The organism is Leifsonia sp. McL0618 (assembly GCF_049994905.1).
Classification (GTDB): Bacteria; Actinomycetota; Actinomycetes; order Actinomycetales; family Microbacteriaceae; genus Diaminobutyricibacter.
Genome location: NZ_CP188258.1, coordinates 115,107 through 134,462, shown reverse-complemented (window position 1 = coordinate 134,462; position 19,356 = coordinate 115,107). Strand labels below are relative to the sequence as shown.

At 66.6% G+C, this 19,356-nt stretch carries 17 protein-coding genes and 1 pseudogene; 6 read left to right on the top strand and 12 right to left on the bottom strand.

The window, feature by feature from the left end:
• The first annotated feature begins 85 nt into the window (after window positions 1-85).
• Entirely contained in the window at window positions 86-2,488 is a 2,403-nt protein-coding gene (locus tag ACPPVQ_RS00655; protein WP_426517580.1) for a glycoside hydrolase family 5 protein, read from the top strand.
• 45 nt (window positions 2,489-2,533) lie between these two features.
• On the opposite strand, the gene ACPPVQ_RS00650 is transcribed toward ACPPVQ_RS00655, so the two are convergent.
• The 8 genes from ACPPVQ_RS00650 to ACPPVQ_RS00615 form a co-directional block, all read right to left on the bottom strand.
• Window positions 2,534-2,740: a hypothetical protein gene (locus tag ACPPVQ_RS00650; protein ID WP_426517578.1), complete on the bottom strand. Its 207-nt coding sequence runs from the start codon at window positions 2,738-2,740 to the stop codon at window positions 2,534-2,536.
• A 65-nt stretch (window positions 2,741-2,805) separates the two neighbouring features.
• The gene (locus ACPPVQ_RS00645; RefSeq protein WP_426517576.1) at window positions 2,806-3,453 is read right to left on the bottom strand and encodes a DNA-3-methyladenine glycosylase family protein; all 648 of its coding nucleotides are present in this window, start codon (window positions 3,451-3,453) and stop codon (window positions 2,806-2,808) included.
• On the bottom strand, window positions 3,450-6,161 hold the full coding sequence (locus ACPPVQ_RS00640) for a cation-translocating P-type ATPase (RefSeq protein WP_426517574.1): 2,712 nt from the start codon (window positions 6,159-6,161) through the stop codon (window positions 3,450-3,452). The genes ACPPVQ_RS00645 and ACPPVQ_RS00640 overlap by 4 nt, the downstream gene beginning before the upstream one ends.
• 340 nt (window positions 6,162-6,501) lie before the next feature.
• Window positions 6,502-7,332 (bottom strand): ATP-binding cassette domain-containing protein, encoded by an 831-nt coding sequence (locus ACPPVQ_RS00635; RefSeq protein WP_426517572.1) that lies wholly within the window; start codon window positions 7,330-7,332, stop codon window positions 6,502-6,504.
• Complete coding sequence (locus ACPPVQ_RS00630; protein ID WP_426517570.1) at window positions 7,329-8,342, bottom strand: ABC transporter ATP-binding protein; 1,014 nt, start codon at window positions 8,340-8,342, stop codon at window positions 7,329-7,331. Before ACPPVQ_RS00630 ends, ACPPVQ_RS00635 begins: the two co-directional genes overlap by 4 nt.
• Window positions 8,339-9,223, bottom strand: coding sequence for an ABC transporter permease (locus ACPPVQ_RS00625; RefSeq protein WP_426517568.1), 885 nt, complete (start codon window positions 9,221-9,223; stop codon window positions 8,339-8,341). Before ACPPVQ_RS00625 ends, ACPPVQ_RS00630 begins: the two co-directional genes overlap by 4 nt.
• Entirely contained in the window at window positions 9,220-10,158 is a 939-nt protein-coding gene (locus ACPPVQ_RS00620) for an ABC transporter permease (RefSeq protein WP_426517566.1), read from the bottom strand. Before ACPPVQ_RS00620 ends, ACPPVQ_RS00625 begins: the two co-directional genes overlap by 4 nt.
• A gap of 29 nt (window positions 10,159-10,187) precedes the next feature.
• Window positions 10,188-11,798, bottom strand: coding sequence for an ABC transporter substrate-binding protein (locus tag ACPPVQ_RS00615; protein WP_426517564.1), 1,611 nt, complete (start codon window positions 11,796-11,798; stop codon window positions 10,188-10,190).
• Window positions 11,799-12,033: 235 nt separating this feature from the next.
• Here ACPPVQ_RS00615 and ACPPVQ_RS00610 point away from each other — a divergent pair, with 235 nt between their 5' ends.
• Complete coding sequence (locus tag ACPPVQ_RS00610) at window positions 12,034-13,005, top strand: cyclase family protein (protein WP_426517562.1); 972 nt, start codon at window positions 12,034-12,036, stop codon at window positions 13,003-13,005.
• Here the strand turns inward: ACPPVQ_RS00610 and ACPPVQ_RS00605 are convergent.
• On the bottom strand, window positions 13,002-13,655 hold the full coding sequence (locus tag ACPPVQ_RS00605; RefSeq protein ID WP_426517560.1) for a TetR/AcrR family transcriptional regulator: 654 nt from the start codon (window positions 13,653-13,655) through the stop codon (window positions 13,002-13,004). The genes ACPPVQ_RS00610 and ACPPVQ_RS00605 overlap by 4 nt on opposite strands.
• A 149-nt stretch (window positions 13,656-13,804) precedes the next feature.
• Here ACPPVQ_RS00605 and ACPPVQ_RS00600 point away from each other — a divergent pair, with 149 nt between their 5' ends.
• From ACPPVQ_RS00600 to ACPPVQ_RS00590, 3 genes are read left to right on the top strand one after another with little or no spacing between them, the layout of a single operon-like run.
• Window positions 13,805-15,058: an aminotransferase class III-fold pyridoxal phosphate-dependent enzyme gene (locus ACPPVQ_RS00600; protein WP_426517558.1), complete on the top strand. Its 1,254-nt coding sequence runs from the start codon at window positions 13,805-13,807 to the stop codon at window positions 15,056-15,058.
• Window positions 15,058-15,723: a class II aldolase/adducin family protein gene (locus tag ACPPVQ_RS00595; protein WP_426517556.1), complete on the top strand. Its 666-nt coding sequence runs from the start codon at window positions 15,058-15,060 to the stop codon at window positions 15,721-15,723. The genes ACPPVQ_RS00600 and ACPPVQ_RS00595 overlap by 1 nt, the downstream gene beginning before the upstream one ends.
• A complete protein-coding gene (locus tag ACPPVQ_RS00590; protein WP_426517554.1) occupies window positions 15,723-16,712 on the top strand; it encodes a carbohydrate kinase family protein in 990 nt (329 codons plus the stop codon). The genes ACPPVQ_RS00595 and ACPPVQ_RS00590 overlap by 1 nt, the downstream gene beginning before the upstream one ends.
• A 57-nt stretch (window positions 16,713-16,769) precedes the next feature.
• Here ACPPVQ_RS00590 and ACPPVQ_RS00585 read toward each other — a convergent pair.
• Window positions 16,770-17,036, bottom strand: a pseudogene (locus tag ACPPVQ_RS00585) (DUF6036 family nucleotidyltransferase); the annotation flags it as partial.
• Window positions 17,037-17,096: 60 nt separating this feature from the next.
• Between ACPPVQ_RS00585 and ACPPVQ_RS00580 the strand changes: the two are divergent.
• The gene (locus ACPPVQ_RS00580; RefSeq protein WP_426517552.1) at window positions 17,097-17,633 is read left to right on the top strand and encodes a hypothetical protein; all 537 of its coding nucleotides are present in this window, start codon (window positions 17,097-17,099) and stop codon (window positions 17,631-17,633) included.
• Window positions 17,634-17,635: 2 nt separating this feature from the next.
• Here ACPPVQ_RS00580 and ACPPVQ_RS00575 read toward each other — a convergent pair whose 3' ends face one another.
• Window positions 17,636-18,769 carry a glycosyltransferase gene (locus ACPPVQ_RS00575; RefSeq protein ID WP_426517550.1) on the bottom strand — a complete coding sequence of 378 codons (1,134 nt, stop codon included), beginning with the start codon at window positions 18,767-18,769 and terminating at the stop codon, window positions 17,636-17,638.
• 1 nt (window position 18,770) lies between these two features.
• Window positions 18,771-19,355 (bottom strand): TetR/AcrR family transcriptional regulator, encoded by a 585-nt coding sequence (locus ACPPVQ_RS00570; RefSeq protein WP_426517548.1) that lies wholly within the window; start codon window positions 19,353-19,355, stop codon window positions 18,771-18,773.
• Between the last annotated feature and the right edge of the window lies 1 nt (window position 19,356).

Below are 19,356 nucleotides of genomic sequence, written 5' to 3'. Positions count from 1 at the left end.
GATCGATCGATAGTTATGTAGAATCAACCAGTCACAGCGGCGAACGGCCCAGTCTGTCCCCGCGAACTTGTCACGATGGAGTGTCATGAAGTCCGTTCGACGTCCCGCCGTTGCGGTATCCACCATGTTGGTCCTGGTCGTGGTCCAGGCGGTCGCCGACCCCACGGGGCTGCTCGCGCTGGTCGGTTGGTCGGGAGCGTTGCCGCGGTTCGGCACCGGCGCATGGCCGTTCGCTCCGTACGTGGTATTCGTGCCGGTGGTGCTGGGCGTCGTATGGTGGGCTGCGGTTCGCGCCGGCGCCCGCTTCTGGACGCTGACGGCCGGTGTCGTGCTCGCGGTGCTGCTTGCACAGGCGGCGGCCTGCTTCTTCATGACGTGGAACCTCGCGGTGGCCGGATGGGCGGCCGGATACGTGACCGGTAAAGCGGTGCCGGCAGCACTCATCGTCGCTGCCTTCGCCCGCTGGTTCGGCGGGCCGACGACGAGAGAGTCGTACGCATCCGGATCGCTCTGGCCGTTGCTCGGAACGCGACGCTCAGGGCCATCCGCGTCGCTCTGGATCCCCGCGGCCGTCTTCGCGGCGATCACTCCCCTGCTCGCCGGATTCTGGTGGACCGGCGCGGTCTATGCGCCGGGTGTCCCGGTTGCGCGTCCCGACCACGGCCCGTTGTCCGTGCTCGTCGCGGTGCTGCTCATTGCGGTGGCCACCGCTCTCTGCCTGCGGTGGATGCGCCGCCGGGTTCCCGGAGTCCTGGGCGGATGGCTCGCGGCGCTCGTCGCCGGCGGCATGGTCGGACTCGTCCAGGCGCTCATCGCATTCGCGGTGGATGGCGGCCTGAGCGGTGACCTGTGGCCCTTGATGGCCGCCTACGTCGCCGTCGCCGACGGGCTCGCCTTCGGGGCATGCGTCGGCTGGGTGGTCGGTGTGGGCGCCGTCGTCGCCGATCGACTGCGCACGGGACGCTGGGCACACGTGCCGAGGCTGGCGGCGACGACGGCCGCAGGCATCGTGGTGGTCGCGCTGATCGCGGCCCTCGGCATGCCCTCCATAGAGGCGGCCTCCGCATCGACGCCACGTGCGGGCTCGGCCCAGGTTTCGGGGCCCGCAGACTTCCTCCGCGCCAGCGGCCGCATCATCACCGACGGCAACGGCAACCAGGTGCTGCTGCGCGGGGTCAACGTCAACCAGCTCGTCGACTTCTACCAGCCGACCCCCGGCGTGGCGGCGACCCGTCCGCTGACCGAAGACGACTTCGCGGGCATCGCGGCGCAGGGCTTCAACGTCGTGCGGCTGAACCTGTCGTGGTCGTCGCTCGAGCCGAGCCGCGGCACGTTCGACCAGGCGTACCTCGACAAGGTGACCCAGGCGGTCGGCTGGGCGAAACAGCACGGCATCTACATCGTGCTCGACATGCACCAGGACGGATGGTGGAACGGCGCGACACCTGACGGCACGGCGTGCCGGCCGGGGACCGACCCGATGTGGGGTTACGACGGCGCTCCCGCCTGGGCGACGATCACGGATGGTGCGCCGCGCTGCCAGTTCACCGGCCGCGACATCTCGCCCGCCGGGGACCGCGCGTTCCAGAACTTCTACTTCGACACCGACGGGGTGCAGAGCGCACTCGTCCAGACCTGGGGAAAACTCGCCACGATGTTCCGTGACGAACCGACGGTCGCCGGCTACGACCTGCTCAACGAGCCCGGCTTCGGCGAGACGGCGCCGGTGACGACGTCCTACCTGCTCGGCCAGTACTACGACCGGGCGATCAGGGCGATCCGATCATCCGGAGCCCCGCAGATCGTCTTCGTGGAGCCCAGCATCCTCTGGTCAGGACTCGGCTTCGACAGCGGTCCGACGCCCGGGTTCACCGGCGACCACAACATCGTGTTCTCGCCCCACCTGTACGCCGAATCGATCACCATGGACCGTTCGCTCGGCATCCCGGCGATCGTCGGCCTGGAACGGCAGTTCACGCTCGCCCAGCGGGTGGCCGACGAATACAACGCACCGCTCTGGTCGGGCGAATACGGGTACTGGGGCGACAACAGCGACGTCGACGCGCGCCTCACGCGCTACGCACAAGCAGAAGATGCGAACATGCTCGGCAGCGCATACTGGGTGTGGAAGCAGGCGTGCGGCGACCCGCAGAACGGTATCGGCCCAGCCGGCAACGGAATCATGGTCGAGGACTGCAAGACCGGCGGCGACGCACCGCCGCGCACCGATCTGCTGCAGATCCTGGGTCGCGCGTACCCACGCTCGGCGCCCGGACACGTGACGACGCTCGCCGCCCAAGGGTCGAACATCCTGCTGGCCGGAACCGCGACGAAGCATGGATGCGGGCTCGACGTGTGGGTTCCGGGCGCGGCCACACCCGACGTGCGCACCACGGGGATGACGAACGTGGCGACCACCGCGGTGCCCGGCGGGTGGACCGTGACGGGATGCGCATCCGGGCACTACACGCTCACGACGCGCGGGTAGGGCGGCGGCGCGGCGCCGGCGCTGGCGCTCGGCGCTGGCGCCGAGCTAGAGTGCGCTCGGCCACTCGTCGTTCGCGGCCGCCTCGACCCAGTCGATCGCAGCGTCGGAGAGCACGCCATCCTCGAGGTCCGCGTCGCCTCCGACGGCTGAGATCTGCTCGATGAGGTCTGCCGGAAGCGTCTCGCCGTTGTTCTCCACCAGCCAGGCCCGCGTCGCCGGGCTCAGCTTCGGCCACCACTGCTCGATCTTCATGTCCGAAGTCTGCCACTGCCGTGCGCCCGGCGGCAGCCCACGTGTTCGCATCCGTTCGTCCGCAACTAGTGAGGATCAGCGCTCAGCGCCGTCGATCTCCCGTACAGCCGGGCGGCCACCCAGCAATACCAGGCGGCAACGGTGCGGTACGGATGGAACGGCTCACCGAGCGGCTCCAGCTCTTTGGCTGTCGGCGTGGGTATGCCCCATCCGAGACCGAAACCCTTGCGCACGGCGAGGTCGCCGGTCGGCCAGACATCGAGCCGGTGAAGCTGGAAGATGAGGAACATCTCTGCCGACCAGCGGCCGATGCCGCGCACGGCGCTGAGGCTGGCGACGATGTCCTGGTCCGACTGGTGCTCGAGCGCAGCCGGATCCAGTTCGACTTCGCCGGCGACAGCTTTCGCCGAGAGGTCGCGGATCGACAGCACCTTCGCCCGCGACATGCCTACCGTCCTCAAGGTCGCATCGGAGAGGGTCAGGATGCCTTCAGGTGTGACCTCGCCGCCGAGTGATGCGACCAGTCGGCCGTGAATGGCGGCAGCCGCAGCCCCCGCCAGCTGCTGGTAGGTGATGCCGCGCACCAGCCCGGCGAAGGGCGATTCGGGAGGGAACGGAACCTTCGGCGGCCCGTCTTCGCGCAGCAGCCGCGCGATCACCGGATCGCGTTCTGCCAGTATCTCGGCGGCCTCGGCCGGGGTCACTTCTGTCATGCGGCCCGCCGGCGCCGCGCCCGGAGCACAAGCTTCAGCAGTTCACCGAGCAACAGCAGCACTACGCCCGGCACGAGGCAGATACCCCACTGCGTCGCCGTGAGCGGCACAGTGGCGAACAACTCCTGCAGCGCCTTCGTCTGGGTGATCAGGATCGAACCGACCACTGCCCACGCGAACGCCCACAGCAGCTTCGGGTTCGAGAACGTGGATGCCCCGAAGGCGCTTTCCTCGGGGTAGCGCAGGTTCAGCGCGAGAAAGATGTTCATCAGCGAGAGGCCGACGATCGCCATCGTCTGGCCGACCTCGAGCGAACCGTACGTGGTCTTGCCGATCTGCACGATGATCAGGGTCGCCGCCGCCATGTAGATCCCGGCTCCGAGCAGCCGGAGCATCATCGACCGCACGATGATCGGCTGGTTGAAGGGTCGTGGCTTGCGGTCCATGATGCCGGGCGTCGCAAGGTCGAGACCCATGACCGCACCGATCGGGGCGACGACCGCCAGGTGGATCCAGAGCACCTGCGCCGGGCTCAGCAGTGCAGTGCCGGCGATGGCGAAGGCGGACGAGCCGATGAATGCCAGGATGAACATATACAGGTTCGCGACCTGGATGCGGATGAACTTCTGCAGGTTGTCGTAGACCAGCCGGCCCTCGGCCACGGCCGCGATGATGGTGGCGAAGTTGTCGTCGGCGAGGATCATCTTGGCGGCCCCCTTGGCGACATCGGTGCCGGTGATGCCCATCGCGATACCGATGTCGGCCGCAGCGATCGCCGGCGCATCGTTCACCCCGTCGCCGGTCATCGCGACGATGTTCCCTTTGCGCTTCAGCACCTCGACCAGCCTGACCTTGTGCTCCGGTGCCACCCGGGCGATCACGCCGATCGTGTCCACGGATGCGTCGGCTTCTGCGTCGCTCATCGCCGCGAACTCAGCGCCGGTCACCGCCCGGCCCTCGATTCCGAGCTCGTCGGCGATCGCGGCCGCCGTGACCGCGTGGTCGCCCGTGATCATCCGAACCCGGATGCCCGCCCGCTTCGCCTCCGCGATCGCAGCCACCGCTTCGGCCCGCGGCGGATCGACCTCGCCGATGAGCGCCGTCAGCTGCAGGTCGGTCATCAGCCTCATCATGTCGCCCGACGGGTCGAACGTCGCCGCATCGAACTCCCGCTGGGCGAGGGCCAGCACCCGTCGGCCCTGCCCGGCGATGCGCTCGTTCTCGGCGAGCACCTTCGCGCGGGTCTCGTCGGTGAACAGGTCGGACCGCTCGGCCGACATCCGCACGGTCGACGACCTGCTCAACAACACATCGGGGGCGCCCTTCACATAGGCGCGGATCACCGGCGAGCCGTCGTCACCGGGCATGCGATGGAACGTCGCCATGAACTTGTAGTCGGAGTCGAACGGTACCGACGCGACACGGGGGTAGGTGCGGCGGAACTCGCGGACATCCACACCGCCCTTCTCGGCCAGCACGTAGAGCGCACCCTCCGTCGGGTCGCCGATGACCTGGCCGTCCCGGATGTCGGAGTCGTTGCAGAGCGCACACGAGAACATGACATAGTCCAGGTCACGCTCGGCGACGCCGTCGGTGAGCTGCACCTGCCCTTCGAAGCTGTACCCCTCGCCGGTCACCGAATAGTGGTGCTGCACGGTGGTGACCTCGCGCACGGTCATCTGGTTGAGCGTCAGGGTTCCGGTCTTGTCGGAGTTGATCGCGGAAGTGGATCCGAGCGTCTCGACCGCGGGCAGCACTTTCATGATGGCGTTCTTCTTCGCCATGTTCACCGAGCCGACAGACAAGATGGTCGTCACGACCGCCGGGAGAGCATCCGGAATCGAACCCACGGCGAGCGCCACACCGATCCCGAACAACACAGTGAAGGATTCGCCCTGCACCAGGCCCATGATCACGATGGCGACGAACGCGAACAGCGCCGCGATGATGATGAAAATGGTGAGCCGGTCGACCTGCTTGGTGAGCGGGGTCTTCTCCACCTTCTGTTCAGACAGCAGGTCGGCGATGTGGCCGACCTCTGACCCCATACCCGTCGTGGTGACGAGGATCTCGCCGTGGCCCCGCGTCACGTTGGTGTTCATGAAAGCCATGTCGAGGCGGTCGCCGATGGCGACATCCGCGCTGTAGATCGTCGCCACATCCTTCTCGACCGCGACGCTCTCACCCGTCAGCGCACCCTCCTCGATCTGGAGGGTCGCGGCCAGGATGATGCGGCCGTCGGCAGGAACCCGGTCACCCGCATCGACGACCACGATGTCGCCTGGCACGATCTGCTCGGCGTCGAGCTCGACGATCTCGCCACCGCGACGGACTTTGGCCGTCGACTTCATCATGCGGCCGAGGGATGCCGCGGCCGCCTCAGCCTTTCCTTCCTGGTGGTACCCGAGCCACGCATTGAACAGCGTCAGCAGGAACAGGCCGACAGCGGTCTTGTACTCGTGGATGATCAGGCTGACCCCGGCGGCGACGACGAGAACGATCTGCATGTAGTCGCGGTAGTGCTTGAGGAACCGCAGCCACGTCGGTTCGGTCTTCGCGGCGGCCAGCTCGTTCGGGCCATACTCCTGGAGCCGCTTCTGCGCCTCGGCCGCGCTCAGTCCCTGTGCCGGATCCACATCCAGCCGGGTCGCCACTTCGTCGATGTCGAGCGCATACCAGGTCGTGTCCACCGAGAGTTTCTCGGTCATGAGTTCCTCCTCAACGCGGGCGGTGCTCAGAACGGGGTCGGAATCGCCGCGCTCCGGCCGTTTCGGTAACTCGATGTCGAGGTCGGGCTGGGGCTCATACGGTATGGGATCGTGCCCACGACCGACCTCCCTGTCGCTGGACGACGACTCTCAACGCTCTGGCGGGCGATAGTCCTTACCCAATACCCGGGTCGGCATGTACGTCAAGAGCGCTCGCGGGCGCCCTCATCGGCGACGACGCCGAGTGTGCCGCTCCCGGTCGAACGTGACATGCGCTGCAGCCACGCTCGACCGGAACGGGCACGCTCGAATGCTCCGGCGCGAGGAAAGCGCAGATCTGCTAGGCGATACGTCGTTCGCGCTCGCGCGGATCAGGGCTGGGATGCGCTGCGAGCAGAGCCTTGACGTATTCGTGCTCCGGGCGGTCGAAAAGCGTCCGCGTGTCCGCCAGTTCCACGATGCGTCCCGTGCTCATGACCGCGATGCGATCGCAGATCTGGGCCAGCACCGCCAGTTGGTGGCTCACGAAGAGGATGCCCAGGCCGAGTTCGTCGCGGAGGTCCATGAACAGGTTGAGCAGCTGCGCCTGCACCGAGACATCGAGCGCGCTCACCGCTTCGTCGGCGATCAGCACTTCGGGCCCGGCTGCGAGGGCGCGCGCGATAGCGACCCGCTGGCGCTGGCCGCCCGAGAGCTCGCTCGGCCGGCGCGAGGCCATGCTCCGGTGCAGCTGCACCTGGTCGAGCAGCGTGCTGACGAACGACTCCTGATCGCTGCTGCCAGGCATGTTGTGGACGCGGCCGACCTCCAGGAGGGCCGCGCCGACTGTCATGCGCGGATCGAGCGACGCGTACGGGTCCTGGAAGACCATCTGGATGCGCCGCCTCAGTGCACGCAGGTCCTTGCCCTTGGCCGCGAGCACGTCCTCGTCGCCAAGGAAGACCCGCCCGGAGTCGGGCTCGACCAGCCGGATGATGCACCGGGCGAGGGTGCTCTTTCCGCTGCCGGAGCCACCGGCGAGGCCGAGGATCTCCCCCGCTGCGATGTCGAGCGACACCGAGTCGACGGCTCGGTGGACCTGGCCGGCGCCGAGCGCGGCCCGACCACCCCGGAGGGCGAAGTCCTTTGTGAGCTCCTGGACGGACAGCACCGTGCGCCTGGCTTCGGTCATTTCACACCTCCGACGGTGAGCGGCAACTGTTTGCGGCCGGCCGAAGCCGGCTCCAACAGGCACGCGGACTGGTGCGCCGCACCGGACGGCTCGAGAGACATCTCCACCCGGGTGCACTCGTCGTGCGCCTGGGAACAGCGCGGCGCGAAGACGCACCCCTCGCGAATCGCTCCCAGCTGCGGCGGCTGCCCGGCGAGAACCAAGGGCCGACGACCCCGGTCACCGACTTCGAGGTGTGGCACAGACGCAAGCAGGGCTTTGGTGTACGGATGCTTCGGAGACTCGTAGATATCGGCGATGGGCCCGGTCTCCACGACACGGCCACCGTACATCACCACGACACGGTCGCACATCTGCGCGATGACACCGAAGTCGTGCGAGACGAGGAGCATCGCCATACCGTTGTCCCGCTGCATTTCGGCCAAGAGCGCGAGGATCTGCTCCTGTGTCGTCACATCCAGGGCCGTGGTCGGCTCGTCGGCCAGCAGCAGGCGCGGCTTGGCAGCAGTGGCGAACGCGATCATGACCCGCTGCCGCTGCCCGCCGCTGAGTTCGTGCGGGTACGAGCGGGCGCGACGCTCCGGATCCGGGATCCCGACCCGGTCGAGCAGCTCGACGGCCGCCTCCTTGGCGGCCCGCCGGGAGAGGCCCGAGTTCACGCGGAGCGTCTCCGCGAGCTGTGCTCCCACCCGGTAGACGGGGCTGAGGGAGCTGAACGGATCCTGGAAGATCATTCCGACTTCACGCGCACGGAACGCCCGAAGCTCTTTGGGGGACATCTCGAGCACGTTGCGCCCGTCGAAGGTGATCGAACCGTCGGCGACGCGGCCGGGGTAACTGACGAGACCCATGATCGCACGGCTGGTCAGGCTCTTGCCGGAGCCGGATTCGCCGATGAGTCCGACGACCTCGCCGGCTTCGATGCTGAATCCGACCTTGTCGACGGCGGCGAGCGGAGCGTCGGCCGACCCGAACTCGATGCGGAGGTTATCGACAGTGAGGAGGCTCATGCGAGAGCTCCTTTCGCTCGGCGGTCCGAAAGGCCCTCACCGATCATCCCGACGCCGATGCCGAAGATGACCAGCACCAGGCCCGGGAGCGTCGCCAGCCACCACGCGGTGAGGATGTACGACTGCCCGTCGGCGATGATCGCGCCGAGTTCGGCCTGCGGCGGCTGCGCGCCCAGTCCGAGGTAGGAGAGGCCCGCAAGAAGCAGGAAGTTGCCCATCAGGTCGACCGTCGAGTAGACGAGGCTGGAGCGGATCAGGTTCGGTACACCGTGGCGGAAGATGGTCCGGGTTCGGCTGAACCCGAGGGCGACACAGGCATCCATGTAGGCCAGTTCGCGCATCACGAGCATCTCGGAACGCGCGAGCCGTGCATACATGGCCCACGAGACGATGGGCACCGCGATGAGCACGCCCGTCATGCCGGGTCCGACCACGGCAACGACGGCGGCGACCAGCACAAGGAACGGGACGGCCACAATGACATCGGTGAACCGCGCGATCACCGAATCCGTAGCGCGCCCGAAGTAGCCGGCGACCGCGCCGACGACCACGCCGAACGGTAGCGGAACGTAGGTCACGAAGAACACGACGAGGAAGTCCAGCCGGAGCGCATACAGGCAGCGGGAGAAGAGGTCGCGCCCGTTCTCATCCGTGCCCATGAGGTGCGCGAGCGACGGCGGCTGAAGCGCCGCTCCGAAGTTCAGGTCGTTCGGGCCGTAGGGGGCGACGATTGGGGCGAACGCCGCTGCGAGCACCATCACCGTGACGATGACGAGTCCGATCTGAACCGAGCGGGGAAGATTGCGCACACCGCCGAAAGCCTTGTGCACGAAGGACGTGCGTTCCGCAGCAACGGGAGTGAGCAGCTGAGTCGTGGTCATCGTGCCAACCTCACTCGTGGGTCGAGAACAGCCTGCAGGAGGTCCGCACCGAGCCCGGCGGCGACGACCACGAGGCCGGACAGGAGCGCAATCGCCTGCACGGTCTGGTAGTCACGGCTGAGGATCGACTGGACCAGGAGCGAACCGGCTCCCGGGATGCGGAACACCTGCTCGAGCACGACGGTACTTCCGATGAGGTACCCGACGATGGTGGAGAGGATCGTCAGCGTCGGCATCGCGGCATTACGCAGGGCGTGCTTCGCCACGACCCGGCGCTCGGACAGTCCGCGGGAGCGCGCCGCCTCGATGTACTCGGACTTGAGAACCTCGATGAGGTTCGACCGCAACGTGCGGGTCACGATGACCACGAGCGAGAGGCCCAGCGTCAGTGCCGGAAGGGTCAGCGTGCGCAGCATCCCGCCCAGCCCCGACTGATATCCGGACACCGGGAACCAGCCGAGCCCCAGCGCGAGGACGAGGGCCAGTACCAGCGCGAGCCAGAAGGTGGGCATTCCGAAGAGGAACGTCGTGCCGAACCGGATGACGTGGTCTGCCGGCCGGTTCGGGCGGAGCGCCGCCCAGATGCCGAGCGGCGCTCCGATCAGCACCGCGAACAGCATCCCGTATGCGATCAGGAGCACGCTGGGCAGCAGACGCTGACTGAGGATGTGGCCGACCTGGTCGTTGAGCGCGAGCGACGTTCCCAGGTTGCCGTGGATGATGTCGTTCAGGAACCCCACGTACTGCTCGAAGAGCGGGCGGTTCAGCCCGAGCTGGTCCCTGACGTGTGCGATCGTGCTGTCCGAAGCGCGCCCGCCGAGCACTGCCCGCACGGGGTCGCCCGGGATGAGGTGCAGCACGAAGAAGACCACGGTGGCCAGTCCCCACAACACCAGCACGGCCTGCAGCACGCGCTTGACCAAGTATCTCGTCATCGTCTATCCCAGCTCGGTGTGATCCCGTGTCACTTGGACGCGGGAGCCAGCCACGTGTTCTGTAGCATGTCGACGCCCATGGCGTTGACGGTGGCGCCACAGACGTTCTTCGCCTGGGCGTTGATCAGCGGGTAGTCGAGCACGTTGACCAGCGGCTGCGTGTCCATCAGCTTCTGCTGGATGACCGGCCACTCCTTCGCGCGGTCTGCCTCGCTCGTCGCGGTCGTGAACTTCTTCACGAGTGCTTCGACGGCAGGATCGTTGAAGCTGGTGTGGAAGCCGTTGTTCGACGCCGGCACACCGAAGAAGGTCGCGTACTCATCTGGCACGGCCACGTCGCTGCTGATCGGCGGGTAGGCGAACGTCATGTCGTACGTCTCTGCATTCATGTTGTCGGCCATGGTGCTGGCGTCGATCTTGACGAGCTGTACCTGGATACCGATCTGCGACAGGTTCTGCTGGATGGCAAGGGCCATCTGGTTGAAGTAATCGAAACCGGACGGGTACTCGAGCTTGATCGAGAAGCCGTTGGGGAACTTCGAGTCCTTCATCAGCGCCTTGGCTTTGGTGGGGTCGAACTTGTACGACGCAACGGTGTCGGAGTCGTAGCGAAGCTTTGCGAAGACGCTGTTCGGGATGGTCCCCAGGCCTCCGAAGATCTGCTTGTTGATCGTGTCGCGGTCGATAGCGTCCGCAATCGCCTGGCGCACCTTGACGTCGGCCAGCTGCGGGCGCTTCTCGTTGAGGAAGATCCCGAACCAGGCAGGCCAGTCGTGGGACTGGAGAACGAGGTTCTTGTTGCCCTGGACCGTCGTGATTTGCGAAGGCGTCACACCGTCGGCGATCTGGGCTTCACCGCTGACGAGCGACAGGAGTCGCGCATTGGAGTCGGTCGCGAAGTCGAAGGTGACGTGGTCGAGATAGGGCTTGCCGGCATCCCAGTAGTCTTCGTTCCTCGAGAGCTTGAGGTTCGATCCGCTGGTGTAGGAGTCGACCTTGAACGGGCCGGACCCGATGGGGTGCGCCCAGAAGACGTCGCCCTGTGCCTCGACGAGCTTCTTGGGTACGACGAACGCCGGGAAGATCGCGATGTTGTCGAGGAACGACGGCACGGGGGTCGTCAGGGTGATGGCGAACGTCGACGGGTCGATGATCTTCGACGAGCCGTAGCCGTTGGCGAGCAGGCCCATGACCTGGTTGATCTTCGGGTCGCCGAAGCGGTCGAGGCTGAACTTGACATCCTCGGCGGTGACGGGGTCACCATTGGAGAACTTGGCGTTCGCGCGCAGTTTGAAGGTGTACGTGAGTCCGTCGGGCGAGACAGTCCAGCTCTGGGCGAGGGCGGGGACGATCTTGCTTGAGCCGTTGGGGTCGTACTGCACGAGACCCTGGTAGATCAGGCCGTCAGCGAAGATGTCGCCGTTGCCGTTGCGGGCGGTGATCGGGTCGAGGCTGACCGTCGCGAGCTGGCGGGCATACGTCAGGCTGCCGCCTTTGACCGGACCGGCCTTGCAGGCGGCCTGGACGACCGGCTTCGCGACCGTCTTCTCAAGCGACTGCGGTGCGGTTGCGCTGCACGCCGTCAGCATCAGACCCGCGACTGCGAGAGTAGCGATGAACCCGCCACGACGTCTTCCCATGCTCTTCTTCTCCTCATTGATTTTCGAGCGTTCGGTGCAGTTCGGACGGTCTCCGATCCGATGCCGTGGGCCAATCTAGGGCGCTTGTCAGAGATTGTCAATTTGACATTCGGTGCGTAAAGTCCCTCGCGAGACCTAATCTGGGTCACGCGCCCGATATTTACCGGACAATCCTGTCCGCTGTGAATTTCATGACAAATGCGCGATTCGACACAAGCCAAGGAGTTCGAGCCCGATGAGCAACGGCGAACCCATGCCCAAGTACGCAGAACTGCCGATCGTGGATGGCGGCCGTTCAGGCTGGCACGTCTTCGGCAGCGCCGATCAGGTCGGCAGACTCAACCTCCAGACACCCGCCCGCGTGGCAGCGGCGGCCGCACTGGTGCGGTCCGGCGAGGTCTTCCCCCTCGACGCGAGCCTCACCGCATTCGACCCACCGATGTTCGGCCGCGGGCCGGCCCGTCACTCGCTCATCGATGGGGGCACGGAGTGCGACTTCGATGACCAGCTCGACGAGTACAACCCGCAGGCATCGAGCCAGTGGGATTCCCTCGCCCACGTCGGCTTCGCACCCAACGTGTTCTACAACGGCACGACAGCTGACGAGGTGCGCCGGGGCGAACGGAACACCATCGACCACTGGGCCCGGCGCGGCATCGCCGGCAGGGCCGTCGTCATCGACATCGACGCCGTCTACCGGGCGCGGAGCCAGGACTACAACCCCGGCGAGACCACGCGTATCACCGTCGGTGACCTCGAAGAAGCGAGGACGATCGCCGGTGTCGCCTGGGAGCCCGGCGACGTCATGCTCCTCCACACCGGCTACCTGGCCTGGTACGCACACCAGGGAGAGACCGCGAAGCAGGCGATGGCCGACCCGGACACGGACAACCTGACATCCGTCGGGCTCGACCGGGGAAGCGAGATGCTCGAGTACCTCTGGGATTCCGGAATCAGCGCCATCGTGGCGGACAATCCCGCGGTCGAGGCCATGCCCTTCGACGTCAGCGATGCCGCGTGGCCGAACGGCTTCATGCATCACCGTCTGATCGGTCAGCTCGGTTTCGCGCTGGGTGAGCTGTGGTCGCTGGCAGACCTCGCACGCGCCTGCCGGACCGACGGCCGCTACACCGCGCTGCTGGCATCCGCGCCGAACAACATTCCGGGTGCGGTCAGCTCGCCCGCGAACGCGTTGGCGATCCGCTAGCGCAGCTCGGCGCTCTGCGCCGACCGGGACTTCACCGACCGGGACTTCGGTACACCGGGGTCCTGGTCGGGCAGCCCATCCATCAGCACCAGGAGCCCGGTGCGGAGCGCTGAGTAGTCGACGTCGCTCGCCCCGAGGCGATAGAGGCCGAAGCCGTTGGCGAACGAGGCCAAGATAGGCGCCGCCCAGTCGAAGTCCTTGCGTCGCGAAGCGACGACCAGTGTGCTTGCCGGCCGGTGGGTCGCGGCGATGACCGCGTCGACCTCCGCCTGGAGCGCCGGCCTGCGCCGCGCGAGCAGGTAGGCCTCGAACTGCAGGATGTCGTACTTGGGCATGGCGTCACGGATGAGGTGGATGTACTCGTCTACTGCGTCTTCGCGGCTCATGTCTTCGGCGATGATCCGCTCGCCCAGCGCATCGAGGTCGTCGAACATCGACTGCATGATCGATCGGAAAGCTTCGACGATCAGCTCGTCGATCGAGGGGAAGAAAAAGCTCGGCGCCGACGCGGCGAGGTTGGCACGCTTGGCCACTGCACGGTGGGTCACGCTCATGATGCCTTCTTCGTAGATCAGCTCGATCGCGGCGGCGCGGATCTCGGCAATGCGAGCCTCGCCACGCGCATATCGGGTTTTCGGTGCATCAACCATGGGCCCGATACTACCTTCCGGAATACGCACTTGGCCAAGAACCTTGGACACATGTCCAAATTGACAAAGTAGGGCAGTCGTCCTAGTTTGTCTTCGGGAGATGGCTCGGACTACGCGACGCCGCCCCACAAACGACAAAGGAGTTTGCTGTGAACGTGGCCGAAGCATCCCTACGCGCACGAGCTGCCAAGACTGTTCCTGGGGGCATGTACGGGCACAAGAACGTGGCACACCTTCCCGCGGGTTACCCCCAGTTCTTCCAGAAGGGCCTCGGCGCCTCGATCTGGGATGTGGACGGGCGCGAATACATCGACTTGATGTGCTCGTGGGGTCCGATCATCCTCGGCCACCAGAACCCGATCGTCGACGAGGCGGTACGTCGCCAGCTGTCGCAGGGTGAATGCTTCAACGGCCCGACGGAGCGCATGGTGGAGCTCGCCGAGCTGCTGACCGACACCGTCGTCCACGCCGACTGGGCGCTGTTCTGCAAGAACGGAACGGACGCGACGACGCTCGCCGTCGCCGTCGCCCGCGCCGAGACCTCGAAGCGCAAAGTCATCATCGCCAACGGTTCGTACCACGGCATCGCAGCGTGGTCGTCGAAGCCCGAAGCCGCAGGAATCCCCGAAGACGAGCGTGCGAACCAGATCCGCATCGAATACAACGACGTGGCTTCGCTGCGCGCAGCCGTCGACGCGGCCGGGGGCGACCTCGCCGCAGTGGTGTTGACCCCGATGCGGCACGACGTCTTCCGAAATCTCGAGCCCGTCTCGCGCGAGTTCGCGCAGGCAGCGCGTGAACTATGCGACCGAAACAACGCCGTGCTGATCCTGGATGAGGTCCGCACCGGATTCCGCATCGACCCGGCAGGCAGCTGGGCGGCCCTCGGCGTGCAGCCCGACCTGAGCGCCTGGAGCAAGGCGATCGGCAACGGGCACGCTCTCGCTGCCCTCCTCGGCACCCGAGCGCTTGAGACGGCCGCCACCCGCATCACGGCAACCGGCTCCTTCTGGTTCGGCTCCGTCCCCATGGCCGCGGCGCTGGCCACCATCCAGGAGATCCGTCGTCCAGAAAGCCAGGCGCTTCTCGCGGCGAGCGGCACGAAGCTTCAGCAGGGCCTTCTGACCCAGGCCGCGTCGCACGGACTCGACGTCACCGTCTCCGGGCCGTCGGCGCTCCCCTTCATGACCTTTGCCAACGATCCCGAGTTCGAGCTCTCCGCCGTCTGGGCCAAAGCAGCACTCGACGAGGGCGTCTACTTCCACCCGACCCACAACTGGTTCCTCGGCACAGCGCACACGGATGCCGTCATCGACAAGGTCCTGAACGCAACTGATGTCGCGTTCGCCCAGGTGGCACCCCTGGCATCACGTCGTGGTTCCGATGACCTGGTGCGGATCTGATGACTGCCGAGAACGCTGAAGCGGTCTTCAACGACGCCAGGGCGCTCATCGAGATCGGGCAGCGCGTGCACGAAGCCGGCCTCGTACCGGCAAGTGCGGGCAACCTGAGCGCACGCACGGCCGGTGGCATCTGGGTCACCGGCCGGCGCGCGCGCCTCGGCGAACTGACGCCTTCAGATCTTTACTTCATCCATGACGACGGACGGGTGGAGGGTTCGGGAGAGGCAGGGCCCACCTCGGAAAGCCAGCTCCATCGTGCCGTACACGCCGTTCGCAACACCCGGTTCGTCGTCCACACGCACTCGAAGGCTGCGGTAGCCGCATCCCTCCTGTGCAACGAACTGCCTAACGTGCACTACACGGCCGCGATGATCGGCGATGTCATCCCGGTCGTCGACTATGAGCCCTTCGGCTCGGAGGAACTGGCGTTCGCCGTCGGCCGCGCGTTCAGTGCCGGCCGCAACGGCGCCGTCCTGCGCCACCACGGCGCCGTCACCATCGGCGACAGCCTGACCCAGGCCGTCGACCGGGCGATCCTGCTCGACTGGCTCGCCGACCTGTCCTACTCGGCCCTGGCATCCGGCTCGACCCGGCGTCTCAGCCCGGAGCAGATGGCCCACGCTGCAGAGCGCATGCGTGTTCAGAAGTACTCGACGGAGGAATAATGCCCGCAACCATTCTCGACCCCAGGGCAGGCTGGCCCTGCGTCAGCATCGGGTCCTACATCTTCGACATCCTCGGACGTCCGGTGGATTCGCTCCCAAAGGGCCAGACCACCCAGCTCATCGACGAGATCAAGGTCACGGTCGCAGGCAGCGCCGGTGGAACGGCGGTGAACATGTCGCGTCTCGGCATGACCGTCTCTGCAGTGGGCGTCGTCGGCGAGGACACGGCCGGCGACTTCGTGCTGCGCAAGCTGCATGAAGAAGGAGTGCTGACGGGCTCGATGCGACGCACCAGCCAGGTTCAGACGGCGGCCAGCATCCTGCCGATCGACTCCTCGGGCCAGCGCCCTGCGTATCACGTGATCGGCGCCAACCGGCTCCTCGAGCTCTCCGATGTGCCCGAGCAGGCTCTTCGATCGTCCGACATCGTGCACGTCGGCGGCATGACCGCCCTTCCGGGGCTCGACGGCGAGCCGATGGCGGAGCTGCTCTCGGACGCCGGTCGATGGGGAGCGTTCCGTACGCTGGACTGCCTGGGCATCAAGCGCGACGACGCGCTGGACCTCGCGACCATCGTGCTTCCTCACGTCGACGCGTTCTTCCCGAACGACGCCGAGGCGATGCGCCTGACCGGAGAACCCGATCCCTTCCGCGCTGCACAGCGCCTGGTCGCGCTGGGCGCCGGTTGCGTCTACGTGACCTGTGGTGAACGCGGCGCCATCGTCGCCACGGCCGCCGGGATCGAGACCGTTCCTGCCTTCTCGGCGACGCCTGTCGACAGCACCGGATGCGGCGACGCCTTCGTCTCCGGTGTCATGCTCGGGATGCTCCGCGGTGAGAGCCCGGTTGAAGCCGCCCGCGTCGGCGCCGCAGCCGCGGCACTGACGGTTGCCGGCCTCGGCTCCGACGCCGGGGAGCTGTCGCCGGAGAAGGTCGACGCGTATAGGACTTCCGCGGCGGAGCTCGCTTACGAGCTTCAGCCGGCCTGAGTCGGTGCTCCTGCGGCAGCTTGAATCGCGTGCCGCAGGAGCCGACTCAGCCGCTAGTCAAACGGATCGCTCGAGCGACTTGATCCAGCGGGATGCCGCACGGCGACGTTCCAACCGAAACCGATCGTCCTCGATCTGCGCCAGCCGATTTCTGATGAGTCTCGCGTCGACCAGCCCTGCTTCGACCAGCGCGGAGACAAATTCGCGATCCTTCTCTTTAAGCCTCGCGAGCTTGGCGGCACAAAGATCGTGAGGTTCGAGGCAGAGTCCCACCGAGGAAGGGTGACCAGGCGGGATCACCCGGAGGAGACGGTCGGCCCAGCCGTCGGGGAGATGCGCGCTTCATGGGGCGGAGGCGCGTCGGATCGCGTCGATCCGCTCCGTGTGGTCGAGAACACCCAGGAAAGGCGAAGCCTGGCGCATGTCTCTGGAGCGCTGGTCAGTTCCGAGCATGACGTCGACGAGAGCGCCGATGCGGAACCCTTGCGTGAGTTCTGTCCACTCGTCGACCCACGAACGCGCTGCCTCTCCTCGAACCCCGGCGCGCAACTTTGCCAGGTTCTCTGGGACTACCGCGAGTACAGCGGTCGGGTTCTGCAGGAGTTTGACGGCGACGGCGCGGTGAAGCTCGAGAGTAACTCGATCTTCACGCCGGACCAAGTCCTCGCCAGGCGCGGTGTTGACTCGTCTCGTCCCGGTGACAAGCGACTCACCCAGCTGTTCGAGCGCGCGCTCAACAGTGTTCATCTGCACGGTTCCGCGCTCTTCCGAACGCTCCCAATCCAGCACTGTCGCCGGGCTGACCTGAAGTCTGCGCGCCAGTTCGCGAACGCCGACCCCGGATCGCTGCCGAGCGCGACGGATATGGCTGTCTCGTCGCATCTCAGTGGCATCCATCGTTCTCCAAGTGTTCGGTTATAACCTTACACCGCCGACGACTCACGCGCGTCGAGCAGGCGCAGGAGCGCGTCGGCGCCCACGACCGGACCGCCGGCCGCGCGCTGACGGTCCGCAGCATCCATTGCCGCAGCGCGGAAGCGCGGATTCCCGAGTAGCGAGGCGATCGCCTCCCTGATGCGTGCGGGGCTGGCGCTCTTCTTCACCGTGAGACCCAGTCCGGCATCCTGAATCGCCGCCCCGACCATCGGCTGGTCCATCAGCGGGTGCATCGGGATGACCAGCACCGGCACCCCCGCAGCCACCGCCTTCATGGTGGTCGAGTGCCCGCCGTGGCACACGACCAGCGCGACTGTGGGCAATAACGCCTCGTGGTCGGCGAAAGGGACCACCGTCACGTTCGGTGGCGGCGCGAGTTCTTGCGACGTCGCCATCCCACCGGTTGTCACGGTCACGTCGACGGGAAGCCCGGCGAGCGCTGCGACGATTCGACGATAGGCATCGACCTGGCCGGGGAACCAGGTGGTGCTGAGGCTCACGAGGATCTTCGGACGGCCGACTGGTACCGGCGAGGCGGCCCCGCCCGGCTCGGCGACCGGTTCGGTGATGCCTGTCCAGATGCGACGGGGGGATGCGACGTCACCCGCCGGGTCGAGCACGCGGTCGCTGGTCACGAGCTCGAGGTCCGCCGTCTTCCAGATCGCCCGCGCGTTCACCCCACGCAGTTGCGCGAGGCGGGCGACCGGGCCACGCGCCCACGGACCGTTCCAGTAGGCATAGAAGGTGTGGAACAGCACTGCACTGGGCGCCCGCAGAGTCGCGGCCGCCTTCACGACGGAGACCAGCATGCAGTCGACCACGGTGAGGTCGACGCTCTCCTCGCGGGCGAGGTCGAGGAAGTCCTGCGCGAGCTCCTTACTGGTCGCCGCAAAGACGAAGTCGGACATCACCCGAGCCGACGAGGTGCGTCCGGTACGGTTCCACGGCCGCGTCATGCCGAATCCACGGAACTCGAAACCGGCCTGTTCGATTCGGCCGCGCTGGTGTGGATGACCGAGCACGAGGATGCGGTGACCGCGCGCCTTGAGCACCCCGGCGATCGAGAGCATGGGTGGGGTGTTGCCGCCGGCGTCGATGGTGACGAACAGGATGGTGGCCATGTCAGATCCGTTCCAGTAGGGCTGCGACCATGCGCTTCATACGGCCGGCGGTCTCTGCGGGGTTGTGGCCGCGGTCGCGGCGCAGCAGTTTCCAGGTGAAGACGTCTGTTGCGACCACGAGCAGGTCGATCAGGGTTTCACGTTCCACGAGGTCTTCGGTAAGCAGCGGACCGAAGACGCGCTCAACCCAGGCGCGGTGCAGCGCGCGGCCCGACGCGGTGATGTGAGCGGCGCGAGGCTCCCAGCTCTCCTGCCCGAGCAGGAGCAGAACTCCGTCACCCCGCCGCTCGTAGTGCTCGACGATGGTGTCGACGGCGTGGTCGATGTCACCTGGCACGGTCTCGCGCTCGGCCAGCACCTCCCGCTCGGCGAACTCTTCCGTCGCGTCGAACAGCGCATCGCGGCTGCCGAACTGCCGGAGGATCGTCTGCACCGACACGTCGGCACGTTCCGCGATCTCAGGCAGTGCGATTCCGACGATCGGCCGCTCGAAAGCCAGGCCCAGGGTTGCGTACAGGATGCGCTGCCGCGTCTGTTCGACCTGCTCGGCGCGGGACCGCATCACATACTGTCGAGTATTTTTCATG